This is a genomic window from Nonomuraea sp. NPDC050733, assembly GCF_040654215.1.
Lineage (GTDB): Bacteria > Actinomycetota > Actinomycetes > Streptosporangiales > Streptosporangiaceae > Nonomuraea.
In genome coordinates this window covers 57,178-78,903 of the sequence record NZ_JBFAHO010000036.1, presented here as the reverse complement: position 1 = coordinate 78,903, position 21,726 = coordinate 57,178, and the positions used below count along the sequence as shown (strand labels likewise).

Annotated in this window: 22 protein-coding genes; 16 read left to right on the top strand and 6 right to left on the bottom strand. The window is 72.5% G+C overall.

Going from position 1 to position 21,726, the window contains the following annotated elements:
- Positions 1–90 precede the first annotated feature (90 nt).
- On the bottom strand, positions 91–735 hold the full coding sequence (locus AB0H64_RS35815; protein WP_357633694.1) for a hypothetical protein: 645 nt from the start codon (positions 733–735) through the stop codon (positions 91–93).
- Between the two features lie 175 nt (positions 736–910).
- Here AB0H64_RS35815 and AB0H64_RS35810 point away from each other — a divergent pair, with 175 nt between their 5' ends.
- The 10 genes from AB0H64_RS35810 to AB0H64_RS35765 all read left to right on the top strand — a co-directional run bounded on the left by AB0H64_RS35810 (position 911) and on the right by AB0H64_RS35765 (position 11,241).
- Entirely contained in the window at positions 911–1,678 is a 768-nt protein-coding gene (locus tag AB0H64_RS35810; protein ID WP_357633692.1) for a GntR family transcriptional regulator, read from the top strand.
- A 70-nt stretch (positions 1,679–1,748) separates the two neighbouring features.
- Entirely contained in the window at positions 1,749–3,035 is a 1,287-nt protein-coding gene (locus AB0H64_RS35805; RefSeq protein ID WP_357633690.1) for an extracellular solute-binding protein, read from the top strand.
- Entirely contained in the window at positions 3,032–3,949 is a 918-nt protein-coding gene (locus AB0H64_RS35800) for a sugar ABC transporter permease (RefSeq protein WP_357633688.1), read from the top strand. The genes AB0H64_RS35805 and AB0H64_RS35800 overlap by 4 nt, the downstream gene beginning before the upstream one ends.
- The gene (locus AB0H64_RS35795) at positions 3,946–4,746 is read left to right on the top strand and encodes a carbohydrate ABC transporter permease (protein WP_357633685.1); all 801 of its coding nucleotides are present in this window, start codon (positions 3,946–3,948) and stop codon (positions 4,744–4,746) included. Before AB0H64_RS35800 ends, AB0H64_RS35795 begins: the two co-directional genes overlap by 4 nt.
- Complete coding sequence (locus AB0H64_RS35790; protein ID WP_357633682.1) at positions 4,743–6,743, top strand: hypothetical protein; 2,001 nt, start codon at positions 4,743–4,745, stop codon at positions 6,741–6,743. Before AB0H64_RS35795 ends, AB0H64_RS35790 begins: the two co-directional genes overlap by 4 nt.
- The gene (locus tag AB0H64_RS35785) at positions 6,740–7,594 is read left to right on the top strand and encodes an ROK family protein (RefSeq protein ID WP_357633680.1); all 855 of its coding nucleotides are present in this window, start codon (positions 6,740–6,742) and stop codon (positions 7,592–7,594) included. The genes AB0H64_RS35790 and AB0H64_RS35785 overlap by 4 nt, the downstream gene beginning before the upstream one ends.
- On the top strand, positions 7,591–8,376 hold the full coding sequence (locus tag AB0H64_RS35780; RefSeq protein ID WP_357633677.1) for a sugar isomerase domain-containing protein: 786 nt from the start codon (positions 7,591–7,593) through the stop codon (positions 8,374–8,376). Before AB0H64_RS35785 ends, AB0H64_RS35780 begins: the two co-directional genes overlap by 4 nt.
- Positions 8,373–9,065 (top strand): SDR family oxidoreductase, encoded by a 693-nt coding sequence (locus AB0H64_RS35775; RefSeq protein ID WP_357633675.1) that lies wholly within the window; start codon positions 8,373–8,375, stop codon positions 9,063–9,065. Before AB0H64_RS35780 ends, AB0H64_RS35775 begins: the two co-directional genes overlap by 4 nt.
- Complete coding sequence (locus AB0H64_RS35770) at positions 9,062–10,285, top strand: FAD-dependent oxidoreductase (protein WP_357633672.1); 1,224 nt, start codon at positions 9,062–9,064, stop codon at positions 10,283–10,285. Before AB0H64_RS35775 ends, AB0H64_RS35770 begins: the two co-directional genes overlap by 4 nt.
- Positions 10,282–11,241, top strand: coding sequence for a hypothetical protein (locus AB0H64_RS35765; RefSeq protein ID WP_357633671.1), 960 nt, complete (start codon positions 10,282–10,284; stop codon positions 11,239–11,241). Before AB0H64_RS35770 ends, AB0H64_RS35765 begins: the two co-directional genes overlap by 4 nt.
- Here the strand turns inward: AB0H64_RS35765 and AB0H64_RS35760 are convergent.
- On the bottom strand, positions 11,238–12,065 hold the full coding sequence (locus AB0H64_RS35760; protein WP_357633668.1) for an alpha/beta hydrolase: 828 nt from the start codon (positions 12,063–12,065) through the stop codon (positions 11,238–11,240). The genes AB0H64_RS35765 and AB0H64_RS35760 overlap by 4 nt on opposite strands.
- Positions 12,066–12,144: 79 nt before the next feature.
- Here AB0H64_RS35760 and AB0H64_RS35755 point away from each other — a divergent pair, with 79 nt between their 5' ends.
- Positions 12,145–13,458: a M28 family peptidase gene (locus AB0H64_RS35755; protein WP_357633665.1), complete on the top strand. Its 1,314-nt coding sequence runs from the start codon at positions 12,145–12,147 to the stop codon at positions 13,456–13,458.
- On the opposite strand, the gene AB0H64_RS35750 is transcribed toward AB0H64_RS35755, so the two are convergent.
- Positions 13,455–14,645 (bottom strand): MFS transporter, encoded by a 1,191-nt coding sequence (locus AB0H64_RS35750; protein WP_357633699.1) that lies wholly within the window; start codon positions 14,643–14,645, stop codon positions 13,455–13,457. The two genes, AB0H64_RS35755 and AB0H64_RS35750, sit on opposite strands and share 4 nt — an antisense overlap.
- A 26-nt stretch (positions 14,646–14,671) precedes the next feature.
- The gene (locus AB0H64_RS35745; protein ID WP_357633664.1) at positions 14,672–15,562 is read right to left on the bottom strand and encodes an MBL fold metallo-hydrolase; all 891 of its coding nucleotides are present in this window, start codon (positions 15,560–15,562) and stop codon (positions 14,672–14,674) included.
- Positions 15,563–15,704: 142 nt separating this feature from the next.
- Between AB0H64_RS35745 and AB0H64_RS35740 the strand changes: the two genes are divergently transcribed.
- Positions 15,705–16,133: a MarR family transcriptional regulator gene (locus AB0H64_RS35740; RefSeq protein ID WP_357633662.1), complete on the top strand. Its 429-nt coding sequence runs from the start codon at positions 15,705–15,707 to the stop codon at positions 16,131–16,133.
- A gap of 34 nt (positions 16,134–16,167) precedes the next feature.
- Here the strand turns inward: AB0H64_RS35740 and AB0H64_RS35735 are convergent, their stop codons facing one another.
- Positions 16,168–17,016, bottom strand: coding sequence for a phosphotransferase (locus tag AB0H64_RS35735; RefSeq protein ID WP_357633661.1), 849 nt, complete (start codon positions 17,014–17,016; stop codon positions 16,168–16,170).
- A 202-nt stretch (positions 17,017–17,218) separates the two neighbouring features.
- Here AB0H64_RS35735 and AB0H64_RS35730 point away from each other — a divergent pair, with 202 nt between their 5' ends.
- Positions 17,219–18,637: a hypothetical protein gene (locus tag AB0H64_RS35730; RefSeq protein ID WP_357633659.1), complete on the top strand. Its 1,419-nt coding sequence runs from the start codon at positions 17,219–17,221 to the stop codon at positions 18,635–18,637.
- Positions 18,638–18,657: 20 nt separating this feature from the next.
- Here the strand turns inward: AB0H64_RS35730 and AB0H64_RS35725 are convergent, their stop codons facing one another.
- Complete coding sequence (locus AB0H64_RS35725) at positions 18,658–19,614, bottom strand: helix-turn-helix domain-containing protein (RefSeq protein ID WP_357633656.1); 957 nt, start codon at positions 19,612–19,614, stop codon at positions 18,658–18,660.
- 138 nt (positions 19,615–19,752) lie between these two features.
- Here AB0H64_RS35725 and AB0H64_RS35720 point away from each other — a divergent pair, with 138 nt between their 5' ends.
- From AB0H64_RS35720 to AB0H64_RS35710, 3 genes are all read left to right on the top strand, one after another.
- Positions 19,753–20,181, top strand: a complete 429-nt coding sequence (locus AB0H64_RS35720; RefSeq protein WP_357633653.1) for a DUF6010 family protein — start codon at positions 19,753–19,755, stop codon at positions 20,179–20,181.
- Positions 20,182–20,232: 51 nt separating this feature from the next.
- On the top strand, positions 20,233–20,868 hold the full coding sequence (locus AB0H64_RS35715; protein WP_357633650.1) for a TetR/AcrR family transcriptional regulator: 636 nt from the start codon (positions 20,233–20,235) through the stop codon (positions 20,866–20,868).
- A 75-nt stretch (positions 20,869–20,943) separates the two neighbouring features.
- On the top strand, positions 20,944–21,561 hold the full coding sequence (locus AB0H64_RS35710; protein WP_357633649.1) for a TMEM175 family protein: 618 nt from the start codon (positions 20,944–20,946) through the stop codon (positions 21,559–21,561).
- Positions 21,562–21,726 lie beyond the last annotated feature (165 nt).

Genomic DNA, 21,726 nt, shown 5'->3' with positions numbered 1-21,726 from the left:
TTGGGGCCCCCCCTCTTCCCGGCGGGGGGTGCCCGGGGGGCCGGGCCCCCCGGCCCCCACCGCTTCACGCACGGGCCGCGGCCCGCTCGATCAGATGGTGCCGTTCTCGATGGCCTGCTTGAGGCCCGCCTGCGTCTGCTGGTGGGCGGCGGTGCCGTTGGCCGCGACGAAGTCGATCATCGTGGCGTCCGCGTCGAACGTGAGGTTCTCGGTGACCACCGTCTTGCCCGGCGCCAGCACCCTGAACGTGATCTTCTGGTGGGTGGCCACGGCGGGCTCGGACCACGTGTCGGTCTCGTAGGAGAAGCCCGCGGTGTTGAGACGCTGCTGGGCGTGCACCTTGTTGATGACGGTCGCGCCCTCGTACGGGATCTCCTCGATGGCGGTGAGGTTGACGTACCGCGTGGTGCCCTCGCGCCAGTCCTTGTGGGTGGCGACCCGCTTGAGGAACGGGTTGGGGCCGATGTGGTTGTTGATGTTGGAGTAGGCGGTGAACACCTGCTGGATGGGCCGGTCGATCTGGATGGAGATCTGGCTGGTGGCCCGGCTGCGGCCCGAGTCGGGGGCGGGCGGCGTGGTGTCGGTGAACGCGTGGGTGTCCCAGGCGGTCTGCCACTCGGCGGCCAGTTCGGCGTCGGTCTGGGTGGTGTCCGCGTTGGCGGGCCCGGATGCGGCGCTGACGAGGAGGGCCCCGGCGAGCACGGGAGCTGCGGCGAGGCGAAGGAAGTGCTTCACGTACACCTTCAGGTAGGAGCGATGGTACGGATGTCCTTCTATCGCAGATAAGCGTCCTTTTTCCGGTACTTCACCAGAATGATCAAATTGTGAACATCTCCGGGGTGTCGGGCTGTTGACACCATCCGGCTCGGCAGAAAAGATACGGTCGTCCGTACAAATTAGGATGGACGACATGACCGACTGGGAACGCCGGCTGACCCTCGACCCGTCAGCCGCTGTGCCGCTCTACTTCCAGCTGCGCGAGCGTCTGCGGGCCGTCATCCGCGACTGCGAGCCCGACACCCTGATCCCGGCCGAGAAGGACCTCATGGTCTACGCCGGCGTGAGCAGGGCCACGGCTCGCCGGGCGATCGGCGACCTCGTCCAGGAGGGGCTGCTGGTCGCCCGGCAGGGCAGCGGCACCTACACCGCGCCGATGGTCGTCGCCCCCGAGCTGGGCGCGCGTCCGGCGGGGTTCACCGAGACGATGGCGCGGCTCGGGCGCAGGCCGACGACACGGGTGCTCAGGGCGCACCGGCAGCCGGCCGGCGCCGACGTCGCCGCCGCGCTCGGCCTGGGCGAGGCGCAGGAGGTCGTCTTCGTCGAGCGGCTGCGGCTGATCGAGGGCACGCCGTGCATGGTGGAGAGCGCCCACCTGCCGGCCGACCTGGTGCCCGGCATCCTGGAGGAGGACCTGACCGGCTCGCTGTACGACCTGCTCCGCATGAAGTACGGCCTGACCCCCGCGAACGGCCGGGAGACGATCGGCGCGGTCAACGCCGACTACCGGCTCGCCGAGCTGCTGCGCGTGCCGATGGCCGCGGCCCTGCTGGTCACCGCCCGCAGCACCGGCACCGACAGCGCGGTCCCGCTCGAATACACCATCCGCCACGCGCGCGGCGACCTCGCCGTGTTCTCCGTGGAGCTCAACGACGCCAAGAACGCCCTGATGGGCCAGTAACCCCCCCTCGCCGGATCCCGGTGCGGCGCCGCCGCACCGGTGGCGAAGCGCTGCCTTCCGGAGGCCCAGCATGACCATGATGACCCGGCGCCGCCTGCTCGGAGCCGCCGCACTGACCACGGCGGCCGGACTCCTCTCCGCCTGCGGCTCCGATCCGGAGGTGACGGTGCCGGCCAACGGCGTCCCGCGGGGGAAGATCTCCGCCTGGCTGCACCAGACCAAGGCGTACGACCCGGTGTTCACGTCCCTGCTGCACCGCTACGTCCAGGAGTTCGGCGGCGTCGACATCACCCCGCTCTACGTGCCGGTGGACAAGCTCGACGCCAAGCTCCTGACCGCCTTCGCGGGAGACGCTCCCCCGGACCTGTTCAAGATCGGCGGCTGGACGGTCGCCGGCCACGCCCGCAAGGGACGGCTCGCCCCGATCATCCCCAAGGCCATGGGGGTGCCCGACGAGAAGGCACTGGTCGCGAAGTACGACCAGCACGCCGTCGACTCGCTGTCCTACGAGGGCAAGCTCTACGGCGTCCCGATCGACTACACGATCTGCTGCCTCTACTACCGCAGGGACAGGTTCGCCGAAGCCGGGCTCGACCCGGACAAGCCGCCCACGACGTGGGAGGAGGTCGCCGAGTACAGCAAGAGGCTCACCTCGGCCGACGGCAGGAAGGTGGGCCTGCAGTGGATCCTGGGCAACCCGCAGTGGACGGTGATGCAGCTGCTCGCCCTGGTGGCGGGCAAGGGCGGCGGGCTGCTCAGCGCCGATGCCGGCACCCCCACGCTGGCCACGGACGCCGGGGTCGAGGCGCTGCGCTACTACGGCGGCCTGGGCAACGCGAAGCTGTCGAACCCGCTGTCGGGGTTCGGGCTGTTCGCCACCGGTGAGGCGGCCATGGTGGTCTCCGGGCTGTTCGCGATGGACCTGTTCCCCGCGCTGAACAAGAAGCTCGAGTTCGGCAGGTCCTTCGACATCGCCCCGCTGCCGCACTGGGCCGGCGGCCGGCCCGTCGCCCCCGCCTACACCTGGGGCTGGGCGGTGGCCGAGCACTCGAAGCTGCAGTACACCGCCTGGCACTTCATCGACTACCTCCAGCGCCCGGACGTCGCGGCCAGACAGCTCATGGACGCGAGCCTGCTCACCCCCGTCAAAGGCTGGGAGAAGCTGCCCAGCGCGGACACCAAGGCGCTGGAGATCATGGCGGCCGCCGCCCCGCACGCCGACTTCGGCCCGCAGACGCCGGTCTGGCAGGAGATGGCCAAGTCGCTGACCGACGCCGCCGACGCGGTGACCTTCGGCAGGAAGACGCCCGAGCGGGCGGCTGCGGACTTCGACCAGGCGATGAGGAGAGCGCTGTGACCCTGACCGCACGACTGGCCAGGCCCGCCCCCAGGGCGTCCGGCCGGGGACAGCGGTGGGCCGAGGCGCGCGCCGGGAGCCTGCTGGCGCTGCCCGCGGCCGTCTACTTCCTCCTCTTCTGGGTCGTGCCGTTCGCCGGCGCCGTCTACCTCAGCTTCACCGGCTACGACCTGGCCGGCCTGCCCGAGTGGACCGGCCTGGACAACTACCGCAGGCTGCTCGACGACCCCGGCTTCTGGAACTCGGCGCGGGTCACCGTGGTGTTCACGGTCGCGTCCGTGGTCCCGTCGGTCGTGCTCGGGCTCGCGATCGCCGTCCCGCTGAGCAAGCCGGGCCGGCTGAACGGCGTGCTCCGCGCGCTGGTCATGATCCCGGCGGCGATGCCGCTCGTGGCCACCTCGATGGTGTGGTCGGCGATCTTCGCGGAGCACGGTCTGGCCAACACACTGATCGGCCTCGTGGGCGTCGAGCCGAAGCCGTGGCTGACCGACGAGGGTCTCGCCCTCTGGGCCCTGGTCGTCATGACGACCTGGAAGCACCTCGGGCTGTTCGTGATCATCCTGACCGCGGGGCTGCAGGGGCTGCCGGGCGGGGTGTTCGAGGCGGCGGCGCTCGACGGCGCCGGCCCGATCCGGGTCTTCGCCCGCATCACCCTCCCCCTGCTGCGCCGCACGCTGCTGTTCGTGCTGGTCATCGCGGTCGTCGGGGCGATGCAGTCGTTCGTGCCCGCCTTCCTGCTGACCAAGGGCGGGCCGGCGGGCGCCACCGAGGTGCTGCCGCTCTACCTGTGGGCGACCGGCTTCGGGTTCGAGCGCATGGGGTACGCCTCGGCGATCGCCATGGTGCTGCTGGTTGCCATGCTCGCGCTCTCGCTCGTGCAGTTCCGGGTGCTCAGGGGAGGCGATGACGGATGAGGGCGCTGCGCGGCACGGTGCTGTCGCTGGTGGTGCTGGTCATGCTGCTGCCGGTCTACGCGATGGTCGTCCTCTCGTCGGCCTCGGACGCGACCGATCTGGGCGGGCTCGCCTTCGACGCCTCCCAGCTCGGCGCGCACCTCTCGCAGCTGTTCGGGCAGGGCGGCTTCCCGCTCTACCTGCGCAACAGCGTGATCCTCTCCCTCGGCGTCGCCGTCCTGGAGGTGGTCTTCTCCGGGGCGGCCGGGTACGCCCTGGCTCAGCTCGCGTTCCCCGGCAGGCGGGTGCTGTTCGCGGTCGTCGTGGGCACGCTGTCGCTGTCGCCGATCGTGGTGCTCGTGCCGATGTACCTCGTCGTCAAGCAGCTCGGCTGGATCGACTCCTACCAGGGGATGATCGTCCCGTTCATGATGAGCGCGTTCGGGGTGTTCCTCGTCCGCCAGTTCGCCCTCTCCCTGCCGCGCGAGCTGCTGCTGTCGGCGCGCGTGGACGGCGCGGGCGAGCTGCGCATCTTCCTGCGCGTCGGGGTGCCGCTGCTGCGTCCGGCGCTGCTCACGCTCTTCCTGCTGCAGTTCCTCGCGCAGTGGGACAACCTGCTCTGGCCTCTCGTCGTGGCCAACGACCCCGGCCTGTGGCCGCTGCCCGTCGGCCTGTCGCAGCTGCAGACGGAGTACGACTTCAGCATCGGCCTGGTCAGCACCGCCGCCCTGGTCACGGCCCTGCCGCCGCTGGTGCTGATGTTCGTGCTGCAGCGCTACTACGTGGCCGGGCTGACGCTCGGAGGAGTGCAGAAATGAGCGCGTTCGGCACCTGGACCACCGCGCACGGCCTGCCCGCCTTCTCCTACACGATGGACCAGGAACGGGATCCGCGCGCCGAGTGGGACCCCGTCCTGGACCCGCCCACCCGGCGGCACGCCGTCCACCTGGGTAACCGGCGGATCACGCTGGTGGCCGACAACTACGGCCTGAGCGGCCTGTTCGACGAGCACACGGGCCTGAGATGGCTCACGCGCGACACGGGCGTCACCCGGGTGGGCGGGCTCTCGACGGACATCTCGGGATCCGAGCGGATCTTCGGGCCGACGTTCGTGATCGTCCGGGTGGCGGACGACCGGCTGTCGCTGGAACGCACCGTGCTCTGCCCCGAGGGCGAGGCGCCGTGGGTGCTGATCCGGCTGCGCGTGCGCAACCTGCTCGGCGAGCCGGCCCGGCTGACGCTGAGCGAGGAGTGGACGGCGAGACCCGCCGAGATCAGGCTCATCACCGGCGTGGAGCCCGGCCCGGGGCCGGGCGGGGATGCCGGGCTGGAGCTGGAGGTCCTGGGCGGGGCGGAGCCGTGCCGGACCCGCTCCGGCCGGGTGGCCGTCCCCCTCGTGCTCGGCCCCCATGGTGAGCGGCTGGTCAAGCTCAGGTACGGCCTGCTCGACGACGCTGAGCACTCCTTCGACCGCAGCCTGGCCGCGCTGCGCGACCGGCTGCCCCGGGCGTCCGCCCCGCGCGCGCCCGAGGCCGAGCGGGAGATTCCGTGGCACGCGGCGCTGCTGACCGGCGCGGCCTGCGCGGACGGCGTGCTCGGCGGGCACACCCTGGACCAGGGGTCGTGCTACTCCTTCCGGCACGGGTTCAACGGCGCCGCCCGCGACCCGCTCCAGCACGCGCTGCCGCTGGTCTACACCGAGCCGGACCTGGCCCTGTCCGTGCTGCGCAACACCTGCGCCTGGGGCGGCCCCGACGGTGACCTGCCCTACGCGCTCGGACCGGACAAGCAGCCGTGGACCGGCCTGTTCCGGCCGTCGGACCAGAACCTGTGGGCCCTGTGGCTGGCGGCCGAGTTCCTGTCCGCCACCGGCGACGAGGCGGCGCTGCGCGAGCCCGTGCCGTACCACCCGGTCCACCGGGCCGAGCCGGTGCCGCTCGGCGAGCACCTGCGCCGGCAGTTCCGGTTCTTCGCCGACGTGGTCGGGCGGGGTGACCACGGCCACGTGCGGATGCTGAACGCCGACTGGAACGACATGGCCATCACCGAGAGCGGGGTCGATCGCGAGCTGATGATCGCGCGGGGCGAGTCCGTCCTGAACTCGGCCATGGCCGCCTGGGTGCTGCCGCGGTACGCGGTGGTGGCCGAGCGGCTCGGCGATCTCGCGACCGGGATCGAGGCGCGCAAGATCGGCGAGGAGCTTCGCGGGCTGGTGGCCGGGGAGTGGAATGGCCGCTGGTTCCGGCGCGCCTACGGGCCCGGCGCCGTCGTCGGCGACCGCGACATGTGGCTGGAGGTGCAGCCGTGGGCCATCCTGTGCGGCGCCGCACCGCCCGGCCGCGCGGCGGAGCTGCTGCACCGGATCGAGGCCACGGCCGCCGCCGGCTCGCCGCTGGGCGCCCGGCTGCGCTGGCCCGTCCGGGAGCACTACGGCCCCGGCGGCGTCGGCACGATCTGGTACGCGATCAACATGACGCTGATCTGGGCCGCCGCCGACCACGTTCCCGAGCTGGGCTGGCAGTGGTGGCGGCGGATGTCCCTGGCGGCGCACGCGGCCGCCTACCCGGACGTCTGGGAGGGCACCCTGTCCGGGCCCGACGCCTACCTGGCGCCCGAGACGGACCGCCCCGGCCGCACCTGGGACCTCGCCGACCTCGGCATCGCCATGCAGGCGTATCCCGTCGCCAACCTGCACAGCCACTCCCAGCCGCTGCTGGCCTACCTGCGGCTGCTCGGCGTCGAGCCGTTCCGCGAGCACGCGGGGGCACGGGACGGCGCCCGGTTCGCCTCGCGCGTCCTGACGGCAGGCCCATGACGCGGCTCGGCGTCGACGTCGGCGGGACGGACACCAAATGGGTGCTGCTCGACGGTGACGCGGTGGCCGACTCCGGCACCGTGACCACGCCGCCGGGCCCGGACGAGACGATGGCGCTCGTGACGGCGATGGCCGCCCCGCATGTCCGGAGCATCGGGATCGGGCTGCCCGGCCACGTGGACAGGGACACGGGCACCGCGCTGTTCGTGCCGAACGCGCCGGGAGACTGGGCCGGCTACCCGGCCGGTCCCCGGCTGCGCGCCCTGACCGGGGTGCCGGTGGCCGTGGTCAACGACGCGCGGGCGTTCGCCCTGGCGGAGCTGCGGCTGGGGGCGGCCAGGGGGTTGTCCGACGTGCTGTTCGCCGTACTCGGCACCGGGGTGGGCGGCGCGGTGGCGCTGCGCGGCGAGATCCTCGTCGGTCCCCGCGACAACGTCGGCGAGGTCGGGCACGTCACGGTCGATCCATGGGGGCCGCCGTGCTGCTGCGGCAACAGGGGCTGCGTGGAGACGTTCGCCGGCGGGCCCGGGATCGTGCGGGCCTTCGGCTCGGGCCCGGCCGCGGCCGTCGCCGCGGCCGCCCGAGCCGGTGACGAGCGGGCCGTGAGCGTGCTCGCCCGGGCCGGCTGGGCGCTCGGCGTCGCGCTGGGCGACGCCGCGTCGCTGTTCGGGGCGCGCGCCGTGGTCGTGGGCGGCGGCGTGGCCGGTGCGCTCGATCTCATGCGTACCGCGCTGCGGGAAGAGCTCGGGCGCAGACGCCCGCTCATCGGTGACATCGCGGTGCTGCCCGCCGTCCTCGGCCCGAGGGCAGGGGCGATCGGCGCCGCGCTCTATGGAGGGAGATCTGGATGAAGTGGATACGGCGGGCGATGGAGCTGCTCGGCGAGATCGAGCGAACACAGGAGGAGGCCCTCGCGGCGGCGGCGCGCATCGCGTACTCCGCGATCGGCGGGGGCGGCGTGGTGCACACGTTCGGCACCGGGCACTCGCGGATCGGCGTGGAGGAGATGTTCCCCCGCTACGGCTCGTATCCCGGCTTCCATCCCATCGTGGACCTGTCGACGACGTTCTACACGCAGGTCGCCGGGTCGAACGGGATGCGGCAGGCGATGTTCGTCGAGCGGGTCGAGGGGCTGGCCGACGCCATCCTGGCCAACTTCGAGCTCCGGCCGACGGACGCGGCGATCATCTTCAGCGTCAGCGGGCTCAACGCGGTGCCGATCGAGATGGCGATGGGCCTGCGCAAGGCGGGGCTGTCCGTGGTGGCCGTGACGTCCATGCGGGAGACCACGGCCGTCGAGCCCGGCCACCCCAGCGGGACGCGGCTCGCCGACCACGCCCACGTGGTGATCGACCTGTGCACCCCGGTGGGTGACGCGCTGTGCTCCGTGGACGGGCTCGCCGAGCCGGTCGGTCCCGGCAGCACGCTGGCCGCGGTGTCCGTGGTCAACGAGATCAAGGTGCGTACGGCGGAGCTGCTCGTCGCGGGCGGCTGGACGCCGCCGGTGATCTCCAGCGCCAAGCTCGTCGGCGGCCCGCGCTCCGAGGAGCTGTTCGAGGCCGCCTACCTGGAGCACGCCCGCCGCGCCGCCGACGTGCTCAGGAAGCCGGCCGACGCGCCCGGGAAGCCATGAGCGCGGTTCTGGTGGCCGGCTCGGAGGGCGGCATCGGCCGCGCCTGCGTCGAGGCGGTCGAGGCGTCCGGCGTGCCCGCCTTCGGCGTGGACCTGTCCGGCGGGATCGACATCACCCGGCCCGGCGGGGCGGAGAAGGCGCTCGCCCAGGCGACGGCCGCGCACGGGGCGGTCTCCGGCGTCGTGCACGCCGTCGGCATGTCCGGCCGGGCGCTCGGCGACGGCGGCGTGGCCGACTGCACCGACGCCGCGTGGAGCGAGGTGCACCGGGTCAACCACGAGTCGGTCTTCCGGCTGCTGCGCGCGGCGATCCCGGCGATGCCGCGGGGCGGGTCGATCGTGGTGATCGGCTCGGCGCTGGGCACGTCGATCGACGACGACTTCCGCACCGTGGCCTACGCCTCGGCCAAGGGGGCGCTGATCCCGCTGATCAGGACCGCGGCGCGCGAGGCGGCACCGCAGGGGGTGCGGGTCAACCTGGTCTCCGCCGGGCTGGTGGCCACCCCGATGAGCCGCCGCGCCCAGAGCTCCGAGGCCATCCAGGCGAGGCTGCCCGCGCTGATGCCGCTCGGCGCCCGGCTGTGCCGGCCCGAGGAGGTCGCGCAGGCCGTGCTCTGGCTGCTCTCGCCGTCGTCCGGGCGGACCACGGGCGCGGTCATCCCCGTCGACGGAGGGTGGCACCTGCGATGAACGTGCTGTGGGAGGGCGACGTCGTGGTGGCGGGCGGGGGCAGCGCGGGCTGCGCCGCCGCGGTGGCGGCCGTGCGCGCCGGCGCGTCGTGCCTGCTGGTGGAGTCGGCGGGCTTCCTCGGGGGTACGGGGGCCGCGGTCCTCGACACCTTCTACGGGTTCTACTCCCCCGGTCCCGAGGCGCCGCGGGTCGTCGGCGGCATCGGCTGGGAGGTGTGCGAGCGGCTGTTCGCGGCCGGGGCGGCCTTCGAGCGGCCCAACACCTACGGCGCGGGAACCGGGGTCACCTACGAGCCCGAGGAGCTCAAGGTCGTCTGGGACTCGCTCACCTCGGACGCCGACGTGCTGCTGCACGCCCGGGTCTGCGACGTCGCGCCGGGCACCGGGGTCGTCGTGCAGACCGTGGCCGGCCGGTTCCTGGTCAGGGCCCGGGTCGTGGTGGACGCCACCGGGGACGCCGAGGTGGCCTGGCGGGCCGGCGCGGCCCTCGAACGCCCCGGCATGCGGCTGCAGCCGATGACGACCACGTTCCGGCTCGGCGGGGTGGACCCGTCCGCCACCAGTACGGCGGAGCTGCACGCGCTGATGGCCGAGGCGGACCTGCCCCGGCGTGAGGGGTCGGTGCACAGGACCGTGCACGACGGGATCGTGCACACCAACCTCACCCGGGTGAGCGGCCTCGACCCGACCGACCCGTTCGAGCTGTCGCGGGCCGAGCGGGAGGGGCGGCGGCAGGTCGGCGAGTACGTCCGCTTCCTGCGCGAGAAGGTGCCCGGGTACGGCTCGGCCGTGCTGCTGAGCACGTCGGCGCGGATCGGGGTGCGGGAGTCCCGGCGGCTGGTCGGGCGGTACGTCCTGACCGCCGACGACGTGCTGGCCGGGCGGGACTTCCCCGACACGATCGCCCGGTGCGGCGCGCCGATCGAGGACCACGACTCCGGGTCCGGCACCCGCTGGGAGTACGTCCGCGACTTCCGCACCTACGGCATCCCGTACCGGTGCCTGCTTCCCGTGGAGGTGAGCGGGATGGTCGTGGCGGGACGGTGCCTGTCCGCCACGCACGACGCCCACGCCTCCGCCCGGTCCATGGGCCAGTGCATGGCGATGGGCCAGGCGGCGGGGACGGCGGCGGCGCTGGCCGTACGGGCGGGAGTGGAACCCGCGGCGGTGGACGTGGACGCGCTGCGTGAGCGGCTGCGCGAGGAAGGGGCGCTGTTGTGACGGTTCGCACCGTGCTGGGGGATGTCGAGGCGCTGGGTGTCACCTACGCGCACGAGCACCTGTTCATGACCGGCGGCTGGCCGTTGCGCGAGGAGCCGGACTACCGGCTGGACTCCCTCGACGCGGCGGTCACGGAGGTGTCCGCGGCCCAGCGCCTCGGCCTGTCCGCGGTGGTGGAGATGACTCCGCTGGGGTTCGGCCGCAGCCCGTCGCTGATGAAGGCGCTGGCCGAGCGGACCGGCCTGCACGTGGTGGCGGTGACGGGCTTCCACAAGAGCCGCTACTACGGCGACGACCACTGGCTGCACCGCTACGCGACCGACGAGATCACCGAGCTGCTGGTGTCGGAGATCGAGGCCGGCATGGACGAGTACGGGCTCGTCGGGCCGCTGGTGCGGCGCTCGTCCGCGCGGGCCGGCGCCATCAAGATCGCCACGGGCTACCACGCGTTCGGCCGGGGGGTCGGGCGCCTGGTCGGGGCGGTGGCCGCCGCCGCGCTGGCCACGGGCGCCCCGATCGTCGCCCACTGCGACAAGGGCACGATGGGCCACGAGCTGCTCGACGCCCTGGCGGCCGAGGGCGTCCCGGCGGACTGGGTGGTGCTCGGCCACATCGACCACAACCCCGACGCCGGATATCTCACATCATTGGCGGACCGGCGGGCCTACCTGGCCTTCGACCGGCCCGGCCGGATCAAGTACGGCCCGGACAGCGAGATCGTCACGCTCGTGTCCGAGCTCGCCGGGCGCGGTCTGGGGCATCGGCTGCTGTTCGGGATGGATCTGGCGCGCAGGTCCATCTGGCCGAGCCTGGGCGGCGGTCCCGGGCTGACGTACCTCCTGGACAGGTTCGTCCCGCGGCTGAAGGCGGCGGGTCTCGGCGACGTGGCCACGGCCGCGCTGACCGAGAACCCGGGCGCCGCCTTCGCGCTGCGACGCCGGGGGACGAACCGCTAGGACAGGTTCTTCTCCGCCTGGTTCTGCCAGTTCGCGTTCGTGTTGAGCTCCGGGGTGGAGCCCGCGAAGGCGCCCCGCGCGTAGGTGTCGCCCTGGAGCTGGTACATGAGCCAGGCCGTGAGGTAGCCGAGGAAACCGCCGCCCGTGCCCTGGATCGTGTTGTGGCCGGCACCCTTGAGCAGGGCCTTCGCCGCGGCGCCTGGCACCTGGCCGTAGTACGTCTGGATCGCGGAGCCGGGAGAGATGAGGGTGTCGGCGGCCCCGCTGAGGAACAGCACCGGGCAGGCCAGCTTGCTGACGGAGAACGCGTCTCCCGGGCTCACCCAGATCGGCGCGGGCAGGGCGATGGGGACGACGGTGTCGATGAGGCCGGTGGTCTTGGTGGCGGTGTTGACCGAGCCGCCGGCGCCCTGGGAGTGGCCGACCGCGCCCACCTTGGTCACGTCGAGCTTGCCGTGGAAGACGCTGGAGGCGTCGGAGTTCCTGTCGACCAGGTACTGCGCGGCGGCGATCATCTCGGAGCCGGTGCCCGTGGTGGTGTCGGTGGACGCGACCACGGCGAAGCCCCAGGAGGCGAGCTGGTCGAGCACACCGGAGTACTGCGCGGGCACGGCGTTGGTGCCGTTGCCCCAGGTGATGATCGGATGCTTGATGCCGCCCGCGCCGAGGTCGGCCGGGTAGGTGAGGCGGTAGCCCGGCACGTCGGCGGTGGCGACCGCCCAGGGGCCCGTCGTCCGGTAGTGCGCCTCGATGGTGTCCGCCGCCCGGGCCGGTGCCGCGACGGCTCCCAGGACGAGTAAGACGACTGCCGCAAGGAGCCTCATACGGCCTCCCTCAAAATTTGTACGGATGACCGGAACTCTCGCTTCACACGCGGCCCTTGTCAATGGTTGGATCACGGCCATGGAACACGTGCCTTCGGCCGCGGAGATGCTCGGCTGGATCGAGACCGTCGTGTCGCGCGGCATCCGCCGTCCCGGCTATCCGGCGGACGTGTGGACGGAAGGGTGGCTGGCGGAGCGGCTGACGGAGTTCGGGCTCGACGTCTCGCTGGAGCCGGTGGAGCTGACCCGCTGGCAGCCGGGCGCCGGGGTCCTGCGGCTGGAGGACGGCACGGAGTTCGCGGGCATGCCGCTGCCGTTCACCGCGCCGTCCGGCGGGCTGCGCGCCAGGGTCGCCCCGCTCGGCGACGCGCGGCCCGGCGACATCGCGGTGGACGAGCTGGCCTTCGCCGAGGTGCCGCAGTCGTTCGTCAGGACCCTGGCCACGTCGGCCTACGATCCGGAAGGGGTCTTCGACACGCTGGTCCAGACGATCCCGTTCGGGCCGCGGATGATGAACGTCGTGGAGCCCGCCCTGGAGGCGGGCGCCGCCGGGTTCGTGGGCGCGCTGACGGGCGTGCCGTGGGAGACGCGCGACTACTACGTCCCCTACGACGCCGTCGAGCGGCCGATCCCGGGCCTGTGGCTGTCCGGCGCCGACGCCCGGCGGCTCCTGGCCCGGCTGCCCTGCCAGGGCGAGCTGGTCGCCGAGGCGGTCCGCGAGCCGGCCACCACGCACAACGTGGTCGCAACGCTGCCGGGCGCCTCGCCGCACTGGGTGATCGTCGCCTCCCACCACGACGGCCCGTGGGCGTCGGCCGTCGAGGACGCCTCCGGCGTCGCGCTGGTGCTGGCCGCCGCGCGCCACTGGGCGCGCGTGCCCGCCGCGGAGCGGCCGCACAACCTGATGTTCCTGTTCACCTCCGGGCACATGGCCCATGCGGCGGGCACCAGGGCCTTCGTCGAACGGCACCGCCCCCTGCTCGCCGACGTGGTGCTCCAGGTGCATCTGGAGCATGCCGCGCTGCGGTGCGAGAGCGTGGACGGCAGGCTGCGGCCGACTCCTGACCCCGAGGTCAGGTGGTGGTTCACGACCCGGGCGCCCCGCCTGGAGAGCCTGGTCGCCACGACACTGGAGGCGGAGGGGCTGCGCCGGTCCTTCGTGCTGCCGCCGGACGCGTTCTCGCCGATGCCGCCGACCGACGGCGCGTTCTTCCATCCCGAGGGCGTGCCGCTGGTGCACTTCCTGTCGGCGCCGATGTACCTGTTCGACTCCGCCGACACCCTGGACAAGGTGGACGTGGCGGGGCTGGAGCCGCTGGCCCGCGCGGCCGTACGCATCGTGGCGGGCACCGCCGGATGGACGCCGGACACGCTACGGGAAGAGAGCGTCTAGCTTTCGTCGAGGCGCCGGGACAGCAGCGTTCCGCCGGTCATGGCCGCGGCCGCGGCCAGGGCGGCGGTGGCGGCGATGAGGGCCGAGCCGGCGTAGCCGAAGGCGTCGGACAGCGCGGCGAAGGTGTAGGGGGCGACGGTGGCGCCGGTGTAGACGCCGATCTGGACGGTGTGCCCGGCGTTCTCCGCCTGGTGGGCGACCAGCCGCAACGTGGTGGCGAGCAGGAGTCCGGTCCAGCCCCATCCGGCGGAGAAGGCCAGCGCGGCGCCCAGGACGAACGTCGCCGGCGTGCCGATCGCGACGAGCATGAGCCCGAGGGCCCCGGTGAGCATCATCGCGGTGATCACCGCCGGGTTGCGGTGAGGGGCGCGATCGGTGAGGGCGCCCGCGGTGAGCCGGACGGCGATGGCGAGCAGGGCGCTGAGCGACAGCAGGTTGCCCGTGACGGTGGCGGGCAGCCCGGAGTGGGTGCCGAGCTGGACGAAGTACGTGGCCACCGCGTTGTTCCCGGTGGCCGACAGGGCGGCGGCCAGGGCCCACAGCGCCAGCACGCCGCCGGTCCCCCGGGCGGGGGCGCCCCGCCCCGCCCGTGCTGGGGAGGGGCCGGGCGGGAGGCGGGTCAGCGGGGTGAGCACGACCGGGAGGAGAGCGATCAGCCCGGCGGCCACCATGGCCGTGCGCCATCCGTGGACCGGCAGGACCAGGGCGACCAGCAGGCCGGGCACGAGGGTGGCCGCTCCCAGCGCCGCGCCGACCGTGCCGGCGGCCAGCGAGCGCCGGCGAGCGGGGACGCGTGCGGCGATCAGCCTGCCGGCTGCGGGCTGGACGAGCCCGTTGCTCAGCCCGCCGGCCACCAGGGCCGCCGTCATCGTGCCCAGGTCGTCCGCCTGGGAGACGACGAGCAGCACGGCACAGGCGGCCACCGCCGCGACGGCGAGCACCACGGGTGCGGGCAGGCGTGCCGCCGCCCGCTTGGCGATGGGCGAGCCCAGTGCCGTGGCGGCGTAGAAGGCACTGATCATGAGCCCGACGGCGGTACGGGAGACGCGCAGGTCCTGCTCGATCGCCGGGGCGAGGGCGCCGACGGTGAAGCCGGGCATCACCGTGACCGTCGTCGTCAGCGCGGCCGCGACGATGCCCGGCCAGTACCTGGTGCGCGCCTGCGCGGGAAGCCCGCGCACGATCATCGTTGTCACCGTTCGTTCCCGGTGGGTCAGGCGTCGAGCGGGCGCCAGGCGGGGCCGTCGCCGTCCCGCCGGACCCGTCCGAACACCACGTCGGCGAAGTGGACGCCGAAGCCGATCGTGCCGGGCTCCTCCAGCTCGGCGACGAGACGGCGGCGGTGGTCGGCGGACAGGACGGGGTCGTGGTCGACGGCCGCGGACCATTCGGGGTGGTCGATCTGGATCGGTGAGTGCAGGGCGTCGCCGAAGGCGATCAGCCGCTGTCCGCCCGAGGTGATGACGTACTCGGCATGTCCGTGCGTGTGCCCGGCGGTGATCCGGACCCGGACGCCGGGGAAGATCTCCTGCCCGTCCGCGACCGTGCGGACCTGCGGCGCCAGCGCCGCGATGACCTCCTTGGGCGTGCCATGCGCCTCCAGCAGGTCGTGCCGGGCCCATTCCGGCTCGGCCACGAGATAGGCGGCATGGGCGAAGGCGACCTGGTCGTCGCCCGGGGCGGGATGCCAGGCCCAGCCGAGGTGATCGAGGTGCAGGTGGGTGAAGGCCACCACCTCGATCTGCTCCGGACCGCGGCCGAGTCTGGCCAGATTGTCCAGGAGCGCGCCCCCGTTGATCACGCCGCGCGGGGTGCCCGGGTCCGGCGGCAGGGACTGCGGCCCGAACCCGGCGTCGATCAGCAGTGCGCGGTCTCCGCTCTCCACCAGCAGACCGCCGATGCTCGCCACGAGGTGGCCGGAGTCGTCCAGATAGTCCGGGTGGGCGGTCCAGATCTCATCGGTGGTGTCCGGGAGCCAGCCGCGCGGCGGGAGCCGCACGTCCCCGTCCGGTACGTAGGACACCCTCGTGTCACCCAGTCGCACCGAGCGGATCCCCGACGGCCGGCGCAGCCGCTCGTCCAGGTGAACAGTGGAGTTCGTCATGATCCCGTTCCTTCGCTGTCAGGTCGTCGCCGCATCCCTCGGCGGCGACTACGCCACCGTAAACGTCTAGCCAGAAATATTCAAGCTTGAAATATGCTGGCTTGAAATGTGCTGGCTTGATGGAGTTGCTAGGATGGGACGCATGACGACGTCTCCGGATCCGCAGGCCATCGCCGAGCGGGAGCTGTGCGGTCTGGTGAACGGACTGGCCCAGCAGATCGCCGACCACGTACGCGAGCGCGCCGTCACCGTGGGTCTCACCGCGGCCCAGGCCACCGCGGTGCGGGAGATGACCGGGCCGATGACCATGCGGGAGCTCGCCGAACGCATGAGCTGCGAGCCGTCCAACGCCACCTTCGTCGTCGACAAGCTCGAGAAACAGGGTCTCATCGAGCGCCGCCCGCACCCCACCGACCGCCGCGCCCGGCAACTCGTCCTCACCGCCGAGGGCACTGCCCTCCGCGAACGGCTCCTCGACCTCCTCACTCAGGACTCTCCGCTGGCCGGCCTCACCCCTGATCAGCAACGCGCCCTTCACGGCCTGCTGGAGCAGGCCATCATCCGTCCATGACCGGCCGTTCCTCCGATCTTCGGCGGCCGGGCAGTTACGGGGCGTGCAGCGCCGCGTCGATGGCCGCGGCGTTGCGCTCCAGCCACGCCTCGCGCCGTTTGATCTTGTCGCCGACGCCCTCGTCCCACATCCTCGCCCAGCCGCCGCCCCGCTCCTCGGCGATCTGCTTCATCGAGAACCACGCCCGCCGCGCTCGCAGCACGGCCACCTCGACGAGGCGGGAGCGGTCGACGTCCGACATGCCGTAGGCGTCGGCGATGATCCGGCAGCGGCGCGGCACGTCCACCTCCCGCAGCGGCGGGTCGGCGTCGGCGGGGTCGCCCAGCGGCGCCCAGTACTGCATCGCGTTCAGCGCCTCCTCCACCCTCGCGACCGGCTTGGCCATGTCGAAGTCGATCAGCGCGGCCGCCCTGCCGTCCCGGAACACGATGTTGTCCGGCGTGTAGTCCATGTGGCCGACCACCTCGGCCGGGTAGGGCGGCTTGGGCGGCATGCCCGGCGGCTCCGAGACCCCGTAACCCGGCCGCACCCCTTCGGGGACGACGAACTCCGCGACGGCCTCGTCGTAGTCGCGCACGAGGCGCCCGACGGAGGCCAGCCGCTCCTCGTCGGCGATCCACGCCGGCCTGGGCCGCCCGGCGACCTCACCGGGCACGAAGGTCAGAACCTCGCGCCCGGCCGCGTCGATGCCGAGGAACCGCGGGGCGCCCGCGAACCCGACCTCCTCCAGGTGACGCAGCAGCGCGTGGACGAGCGGGGCGTTGGGCCCGACCGGGCGCCGCACCGTGTCACCGGCACGCACAACCCCTTCGGTGACGTCCCCGCCGACCAGCGGAACCTCGGGATGGGGCTCGGGCGGTTCGACGTACGTGACAGCGTTCATCTTCCCTCGGATCGCAGGACCTACGGCTGGGCCGGCCGGGCGAGATCCTGATCTTAGGTGACTTCACGAAGGGGCCGGAAAACGCTGGACAAATCCGCGATGCCTCCGGAACATGATCTACGTTCTGGAGCCGTTCCCCAACGAGCTCCGGATGCTCGCCCAGCACCGCCTCGCCCGACATCCCCCAACGTGAGGACCGAGGATGACCCGTTCAAGGGCCCTGCTGTCCGTACTCGCCATGGCCGCGTCCGCGCTGACGATCGGCGGAACCGCTCAGGCCGACGCGGACGTGCCGTTACCATCGGCGATCTTCCGCGCCACGCACAACAGCTACTCCGGCGACGTCGCCGGTGCCAAGAAGTCCATCACCTACCAGCTCGACCACGGCGTGCGCTTCATCGAGCTCGACGTCCACGACAACGGGTACGCGACCGCGCGCGACTACGCCATCGGCCACGGCTCGCCCGGTGACCAGGTCGACCACTCCGGCAACCCGGCTTCCAACCTGTTGCGCGACTGGCTGGACGTGATCAACACGTGGTCCGCGCAGCACCCGGCCGCCGCCCCGCTCGTCGTCATGCTCGACCTCAAGGACGACCTGACCGACAATCCGTCGTTCGCCGCCGGCAACCTGGCCGCGCTCAACCAGGAGCTCGTCTCCGTCTTCGGGCCGCGGCTGCTGACGGCCGCGGACTACCCGGCGAGCCCGCCGTCGGTGGACGCTCTGCGCGGCCGCGTCCTGACGCTGCTCTCCGGCAACGGGAAGAGCCGCGCGGAGTACAAGCGCGACATCGGCCGCGACCCGGCGATCGCGATCAACGCGAAGGGGCAGGTCGTCGAGGTGCACGACTCCGGGGCGGGCGTGCTCTGGTACTGGACCGGCAGGTACGACGACGGCCGGGTGACCTGGCTGCGCCATGGGCGCTACGACAACGGCAAGACGCCCGCCGTCGCGCTGAACGACAACGGCGACCTGGTCGAGGTCCACCAGTCCCAGAGCGCGACCACGCTGTGGTACCGCGTCGGGCGGCTCGGCGCGGACGGCGAGATCACCTGGTCGGCCAGCCACCAGTACGACAACGGCGTCCTGCCGACCGTCGCGTTCACCAGCCCCACCGGCACGCAGCTGCGCGAGATCCACCGGAGCCAGAGCAACACCCAGAACTGGGAGTGGAACGGCACCCTGAACACCGGCACCTCGACGGTGTCGTGGACCGGGAACGCGAAGACCTCCGACGCGCGCTTCGACAAGACCACCTCGGCCCGCGGCACGTCGAGCGTCCACGTGTGGACCGGGGCGGACGGCCCGACCCCGGCGCAGACGCTCCGTGTGGACACCGACCGGTTCACCGGTGACCGCATCCGCTACCCGCAGACGGCCTTCGACGAGTTCCAGAAGGGCGACAGCGCGGAGCTCCAGCAGGGCGCCCTGTTCTACGCCGCCCCGGCGAGGGAGTCCGCCTTCATCACCGCGGCCCGGCAGTCGGGGAGGCTCGTGCGCGGCTGGGACTTCGACGCGGCGGACCTGGCGACGACGCCCCTGGCCAGCTACGCGGCGACCAACCACCCCTACGACGCCTGGTACGAGAACCTCCTCACCCGTTCCGGCGCCGTCGAATAACGGCTGCTCCGAACCGGCTGTCAGTTCGTCCGGACGTTCGTCCGGAAGGAGGAGCGGTAGGACTGCGGCGTGACGCCGACGACGCGTTTGAACCGCTCCCGGAACGCGGTGGCCGACCCGAAACCGGCCTGCGCGGCGATGCGTTCGACGCTGTGGCCGGTGGTCTCCAGCAGCGACTGCGCACGTCGTACGCGTGCTCGCAGCAGCCATTGCAGCGGGGTGGTGCCGGTCTGCTCACGGAAGCGGCGGCTGAAGGTCCTCGGGCTCATCCCGCTGCGCATGGCCATCTCCGTCAACGTCACCTCGTGGGCGAGGTTGTCCTCGATCCACGCCAGCAACGGCTCCAGCAGCGACCCCTGAGGGACGGGAGGCCGGGCATGCGGGATGAACTGCGCCTGCCCGCCCTCCCTTTCCAGGGGCGTCACCGACAGCCGGGCCGAGTCCGCGGCGACCGCCGAGCCGAAGTCGCGCCGGATCATGTGCAGGCACAGGTCCAGGCCGGCGGCGGCCCCGGCCGAGGTCAGGATCTGGCCGTTGTCGACGTACAGGACGTCCGGCCGCACTTCCACCAGCGGGAACATCTCGGCCAGCCGGCGCGCCGCCGCCCAGTGCGTGGTCGCGCCGAGTCCGTCCAGCAGGCCGGCCGCGGCGAGGGTGAAGGCGCCCGCGCAGATGGAGGCGACGCGGGTGCCGGCGACCGTGGCCGCGCGCAGGGCGTCGAGCACTTCCGCGACGGGTGGACCGGCCTGCTCGGAGCATCCCGGCACGACGATGGTGTCCGCCTCCCGCAGCGCCTGCAGGCCGTACGGGGCGATGAGCGTGAAGGCGTCGCCGGCCACCTGCGGCGTCGCGGCGCAGACCATGACGCGGTACGGCCGGCGCCCGTCCGCCAGCCGGGCACGCCCGAACACCTCGATCGGCGTCGCCATGTCGGCCGCCACCACATGGTCCAGAGCCAGGACCGCCACCGTGTGCATGCGGACACGGTAGGCGAGAACCCGTCGGAAACTGTCCCTTCACCCCATGGAGTGCCACGGACCGCCGTTCTAGCCTTGCGCCGCGAGATCAAGCCCGCGCGGGCGGGCCCGCCCCGACCAGAACGGATCTTCACCTCCATGTCCATCCTCATGCCGATCGTCATCGGCCTGATCTGCGTGTCCCTCCTGTCGCTGATCCCCGAGCCGCATCGACGCCGGCTCAACGCCGTGGTGGTCGCCGGTGCGGGCGCCGCCTACCTCAGCGGAGGCGGGCTCGGGTACGGGGAGTTCGTCCTGCCGGTCGTCATGACGTACGTCGCCTACCGGGGTCTCACGAGCTGGGCCTGGATCGGCGCCGGCTGGCTGCTCCACACCGCCTGGGACGTCGTCCACCACCTCAAGGGCAGCCCCATCCTGCCCTTCGCCGAGCATTCCTCCTTCGGCTGCGCCATCTGCGACCCGGTGCTGGCGCTGTGGTGCTTCGCGGGCGGGCCGTCGATCCTCGCGTGGGTACGCGGCCGTCCGGCCCGCCTGCCCGCGACGCCGACCGGCCCCGCCGGCGAGTGACCCACCACTCCTGACACAAACGCAAGTAGCGGCTGCGTTAAGATGGCGGGCATGGTGGAACAGCAGCGAACCCGCCGGCCCGGCGGACGCAGTGCCCGCGTTCGCGCCGCAGTGCACCAGGCGGTCACCGATCTGATCGCCGAGCGCGGATACGGCCACTTCACGGTCGGCGACGTCGCCGGCCGCGCCGGCGTGGCCGACACCAGCATCTACCGCCGCTGGGGCACCCTCGAAGCCCTGCTCACGGATGTGGCGATCACCTGGCTCACCACCTCCTCCCCCATCCCCGACACCGGCAGCCTGGAGCGGGACCTGCGCGCCTACGCCGCCGGCGTCGCCCGCGACATCACGGGCCCCGACGGGCCGGCGGTGCTGCGCCTGGTCATCGCCCTTTCCTCCTCGGGGGAGGCCGGCGTACGGGCACGGGAGGCGTTCCTGACCGAACGCGGACGCCAGCTCCAGGAGATGCTGGATCGCGCCCGCGACCGGGGCGAGCACCCGCCGGGCGGTCTGGAGATCCTGGACCACATCCTGGCCCCGATGTACATCCGCATCCTGTTCGGGGCCGGCGGGCTCACCCCTGAGTACGCCGACGCGCTGGTCGACCGGCTGCTGGCCGTCCACGCCGCGATCCCGGGCCCGGACGACGCGGACGCGCCCGCGCACTCCCCGCGGCCGGCGCCGTAACGGAGACCCACCGGCCACCCGATCTCCGGATCAACGTGCCCCCACACCCACCCCCCACGATCCTCAGGAGGCGTCATGGCCGACAAGACCCATGGGCTCGAACGCATGATCTTCTTCTCTGACGCAGTGATCGCGATCATGCTGACACTGCTGGCCCTCGAACTGCCCGTCCCCGAGGCCCACGACCCCGCGCACCTGTGGACGGCGCTGGCCGAGCACAGCTCCCAGTACATCGCGTTCCTGATCTCCTTCTCCGTGATCGCCGTCGCCTGGACCGCGCACCACATGTTCTTCACCCACGTCAGCCACAGCGATCCGGCCCTCATCACCCTCAACCTGCTGACGTTGCTCGGATACGTACTGATCCCGTGGGCGAGCAAGACCCTCGGCGACGTACCGAACGGAGCCGGCGTCATCGTCTACTCGGCGGCCATGGCCTTCCTGGGGGGCGCCATGTTCCTCGTGGTCCGCCATGTCGTGCGCGCCGGCCTCCTGAGCCCTGAGGCCCCTCCCGCCGTGACCATGGGCATCCGGGCCTGGTCGGGGGCGACCACGGTCATGTTCGCGCTGTCCATCCCGGCGGCCTTCGTCGCCGGCCGCTGGGTCATGATCCTCTGGGGAGTGGGCTACCTCGGGCTGCGGCTCGTCGTCGGGTACCAGATCCGCAGGAGCCGCGCCGTGACCAGCGGCTGATGTCAGCCGTGGTCCATGCCCTGTCGGTGCCGGCTTCCCCTTTTCGAGCTGCCCGGCCCAGGCCGGGAAGGGGCGACCGAGGCCGGACCATCCCCGCGGCCTGCAACGGGCCGTGGACCGCGTGCTGCACGGCACCGTCGGCGATCCGGGCGTGCTCGGGCCCAC

Bases quoted from the DNA above. Each gene is read 5' to 3' on its own strand.
- AB0H64_RS35810 (WP_357633692.1), top strand. From the start codon at position 911: ATGACCGACTGGGAACGCCGGCTGACCCTCGACCCGTCAGCCGCTGTG.
- AB0H64_RS35805 (WP_357633690.1), top strand. From the start codon at position 1,749: ATGACCATGATGACCCGGCGCCGCCTGCTCGGAGCCGCCGCACTGACC.
- AB0H64_RS35795 (WP_357633685.1), top strand. From the start codon at position 3,946: ATGAGGGCGCTGCGCGGCACGGTGCTGTCGCTGGTGGTGCTGGTCATG.
- AB0H64_RS35790 (WP_357633682.1), top strand. From the start codon at position 4,743: ATGAGCGCGTTCGGCACCTGGACCACCGCGCACGGCCTGCCCGCCTTC.
- AB0H64_RS35785 (WP_357633680.1), top strand. From the start codon at position 6,740: ATGACGCGGCTCGGCGTCGACGTCGGCGGGACGGACACCAAATGGGTG.
- AB0H64_RS35780 (WP_357633677.1), top strand. From the start codon at position 7,591: ATGAAGTGGATACGGCGGGCGATGGAGCTGCTCGGCGAGATCGAGCGA.
- AB0H64_RS35775 (WP_357633675.1), top strand. From the start codon at position 8,373: ATGAGCGCGGTTCTGGTGGCCGGCTCGGAGGGCGGCATCGGCCGCGCC.
- AB0H64_RS35770 (WP_357633672.1), top strand. From the start codon at position 9,062: ATGAACGTGCTGTGGGAGGGCGACGTCGTGGTGGCGGGCGGGGGCAGC.
- AB0H64_RS35760 (WP_357633668.1), bottom strand. From the start codon at position 12,065: ATGAGGCTCCTTGCGGCAGTCGTCTTACTCGTCCTGGGAGCCGTCGCG.
- AB0H64_RS35755 (WP_357633665.1), top strand. From the start codon at position 12,145: ATGGAACACGTGCCTTCGGCCGCGGAGATGCTCGGCTGGATCGAGACC.
- AB0H64_RS35750 (WP_357633699.1), bottom strand. From the start codon at position 14,645: ATGATCGTGCGCGGGCTTCCCGCGCAGGCGCGCACCAGGTACTGGCCG.
- AB0H64_RS35745 (WP_357633664.1), bottom strand. From the start codon at position 15,562: ATGACGAACTCCACTGTTCACCTGGACGAGCGGCTGCGCCGGCCGTCG.
- AB0H64_RS35740 (WP_357633662.1), top strand. From the start codon at position 15,705: ATGACGACGTCTCCGGATCCGCAGGCCATCGCCGAGCGGGAGCTGTGC.
- AB0H64_RS35735 (WP_357633661.1), bottom strand. From the start codon at position 17,016: ATGAACGCTGTCACGTACGTCGAACCGCCCGAGCCCCATCCCGAGGTT.
- AB0H64_RS35730 (WP_357633659.1), top strand. From the start codon at position 17,219: ATGACCCGTTCAAGGGCCCTGCTGTCCGTACTCGCCATGGCCGCGTCC.
- AB0H64_RS35725 (WP_357633656.1), bottom strand. From the start codon at position 19,614: ATGCACACGGTGGCGGTCCTGGCTCTGGACCATGTGGTGGCGGCCGAC.
- AB0H64_RS35720 (WP_357633653.1), top strand. From the start codon at position 19,753: ATGTCCATCCTCATGCCGATCGTCATCGGCCTGATCTGCGTGTCCCTC.
- AB0H64_RS35715 (WP_357633650.1), top strand. From the start codon at position 20,233: ATGGTGGAACAGCAGCGAACCCGCCGGCCCGGCGGACGCAGTGCCCGC.
- AB0H64_RS35710 (WP_357633649.1), top strand. From the start codon at position 20,944: ATGGCCGACAAGACCCATGGGCTCGAACGCATGATCTTCTTCTCTGAC.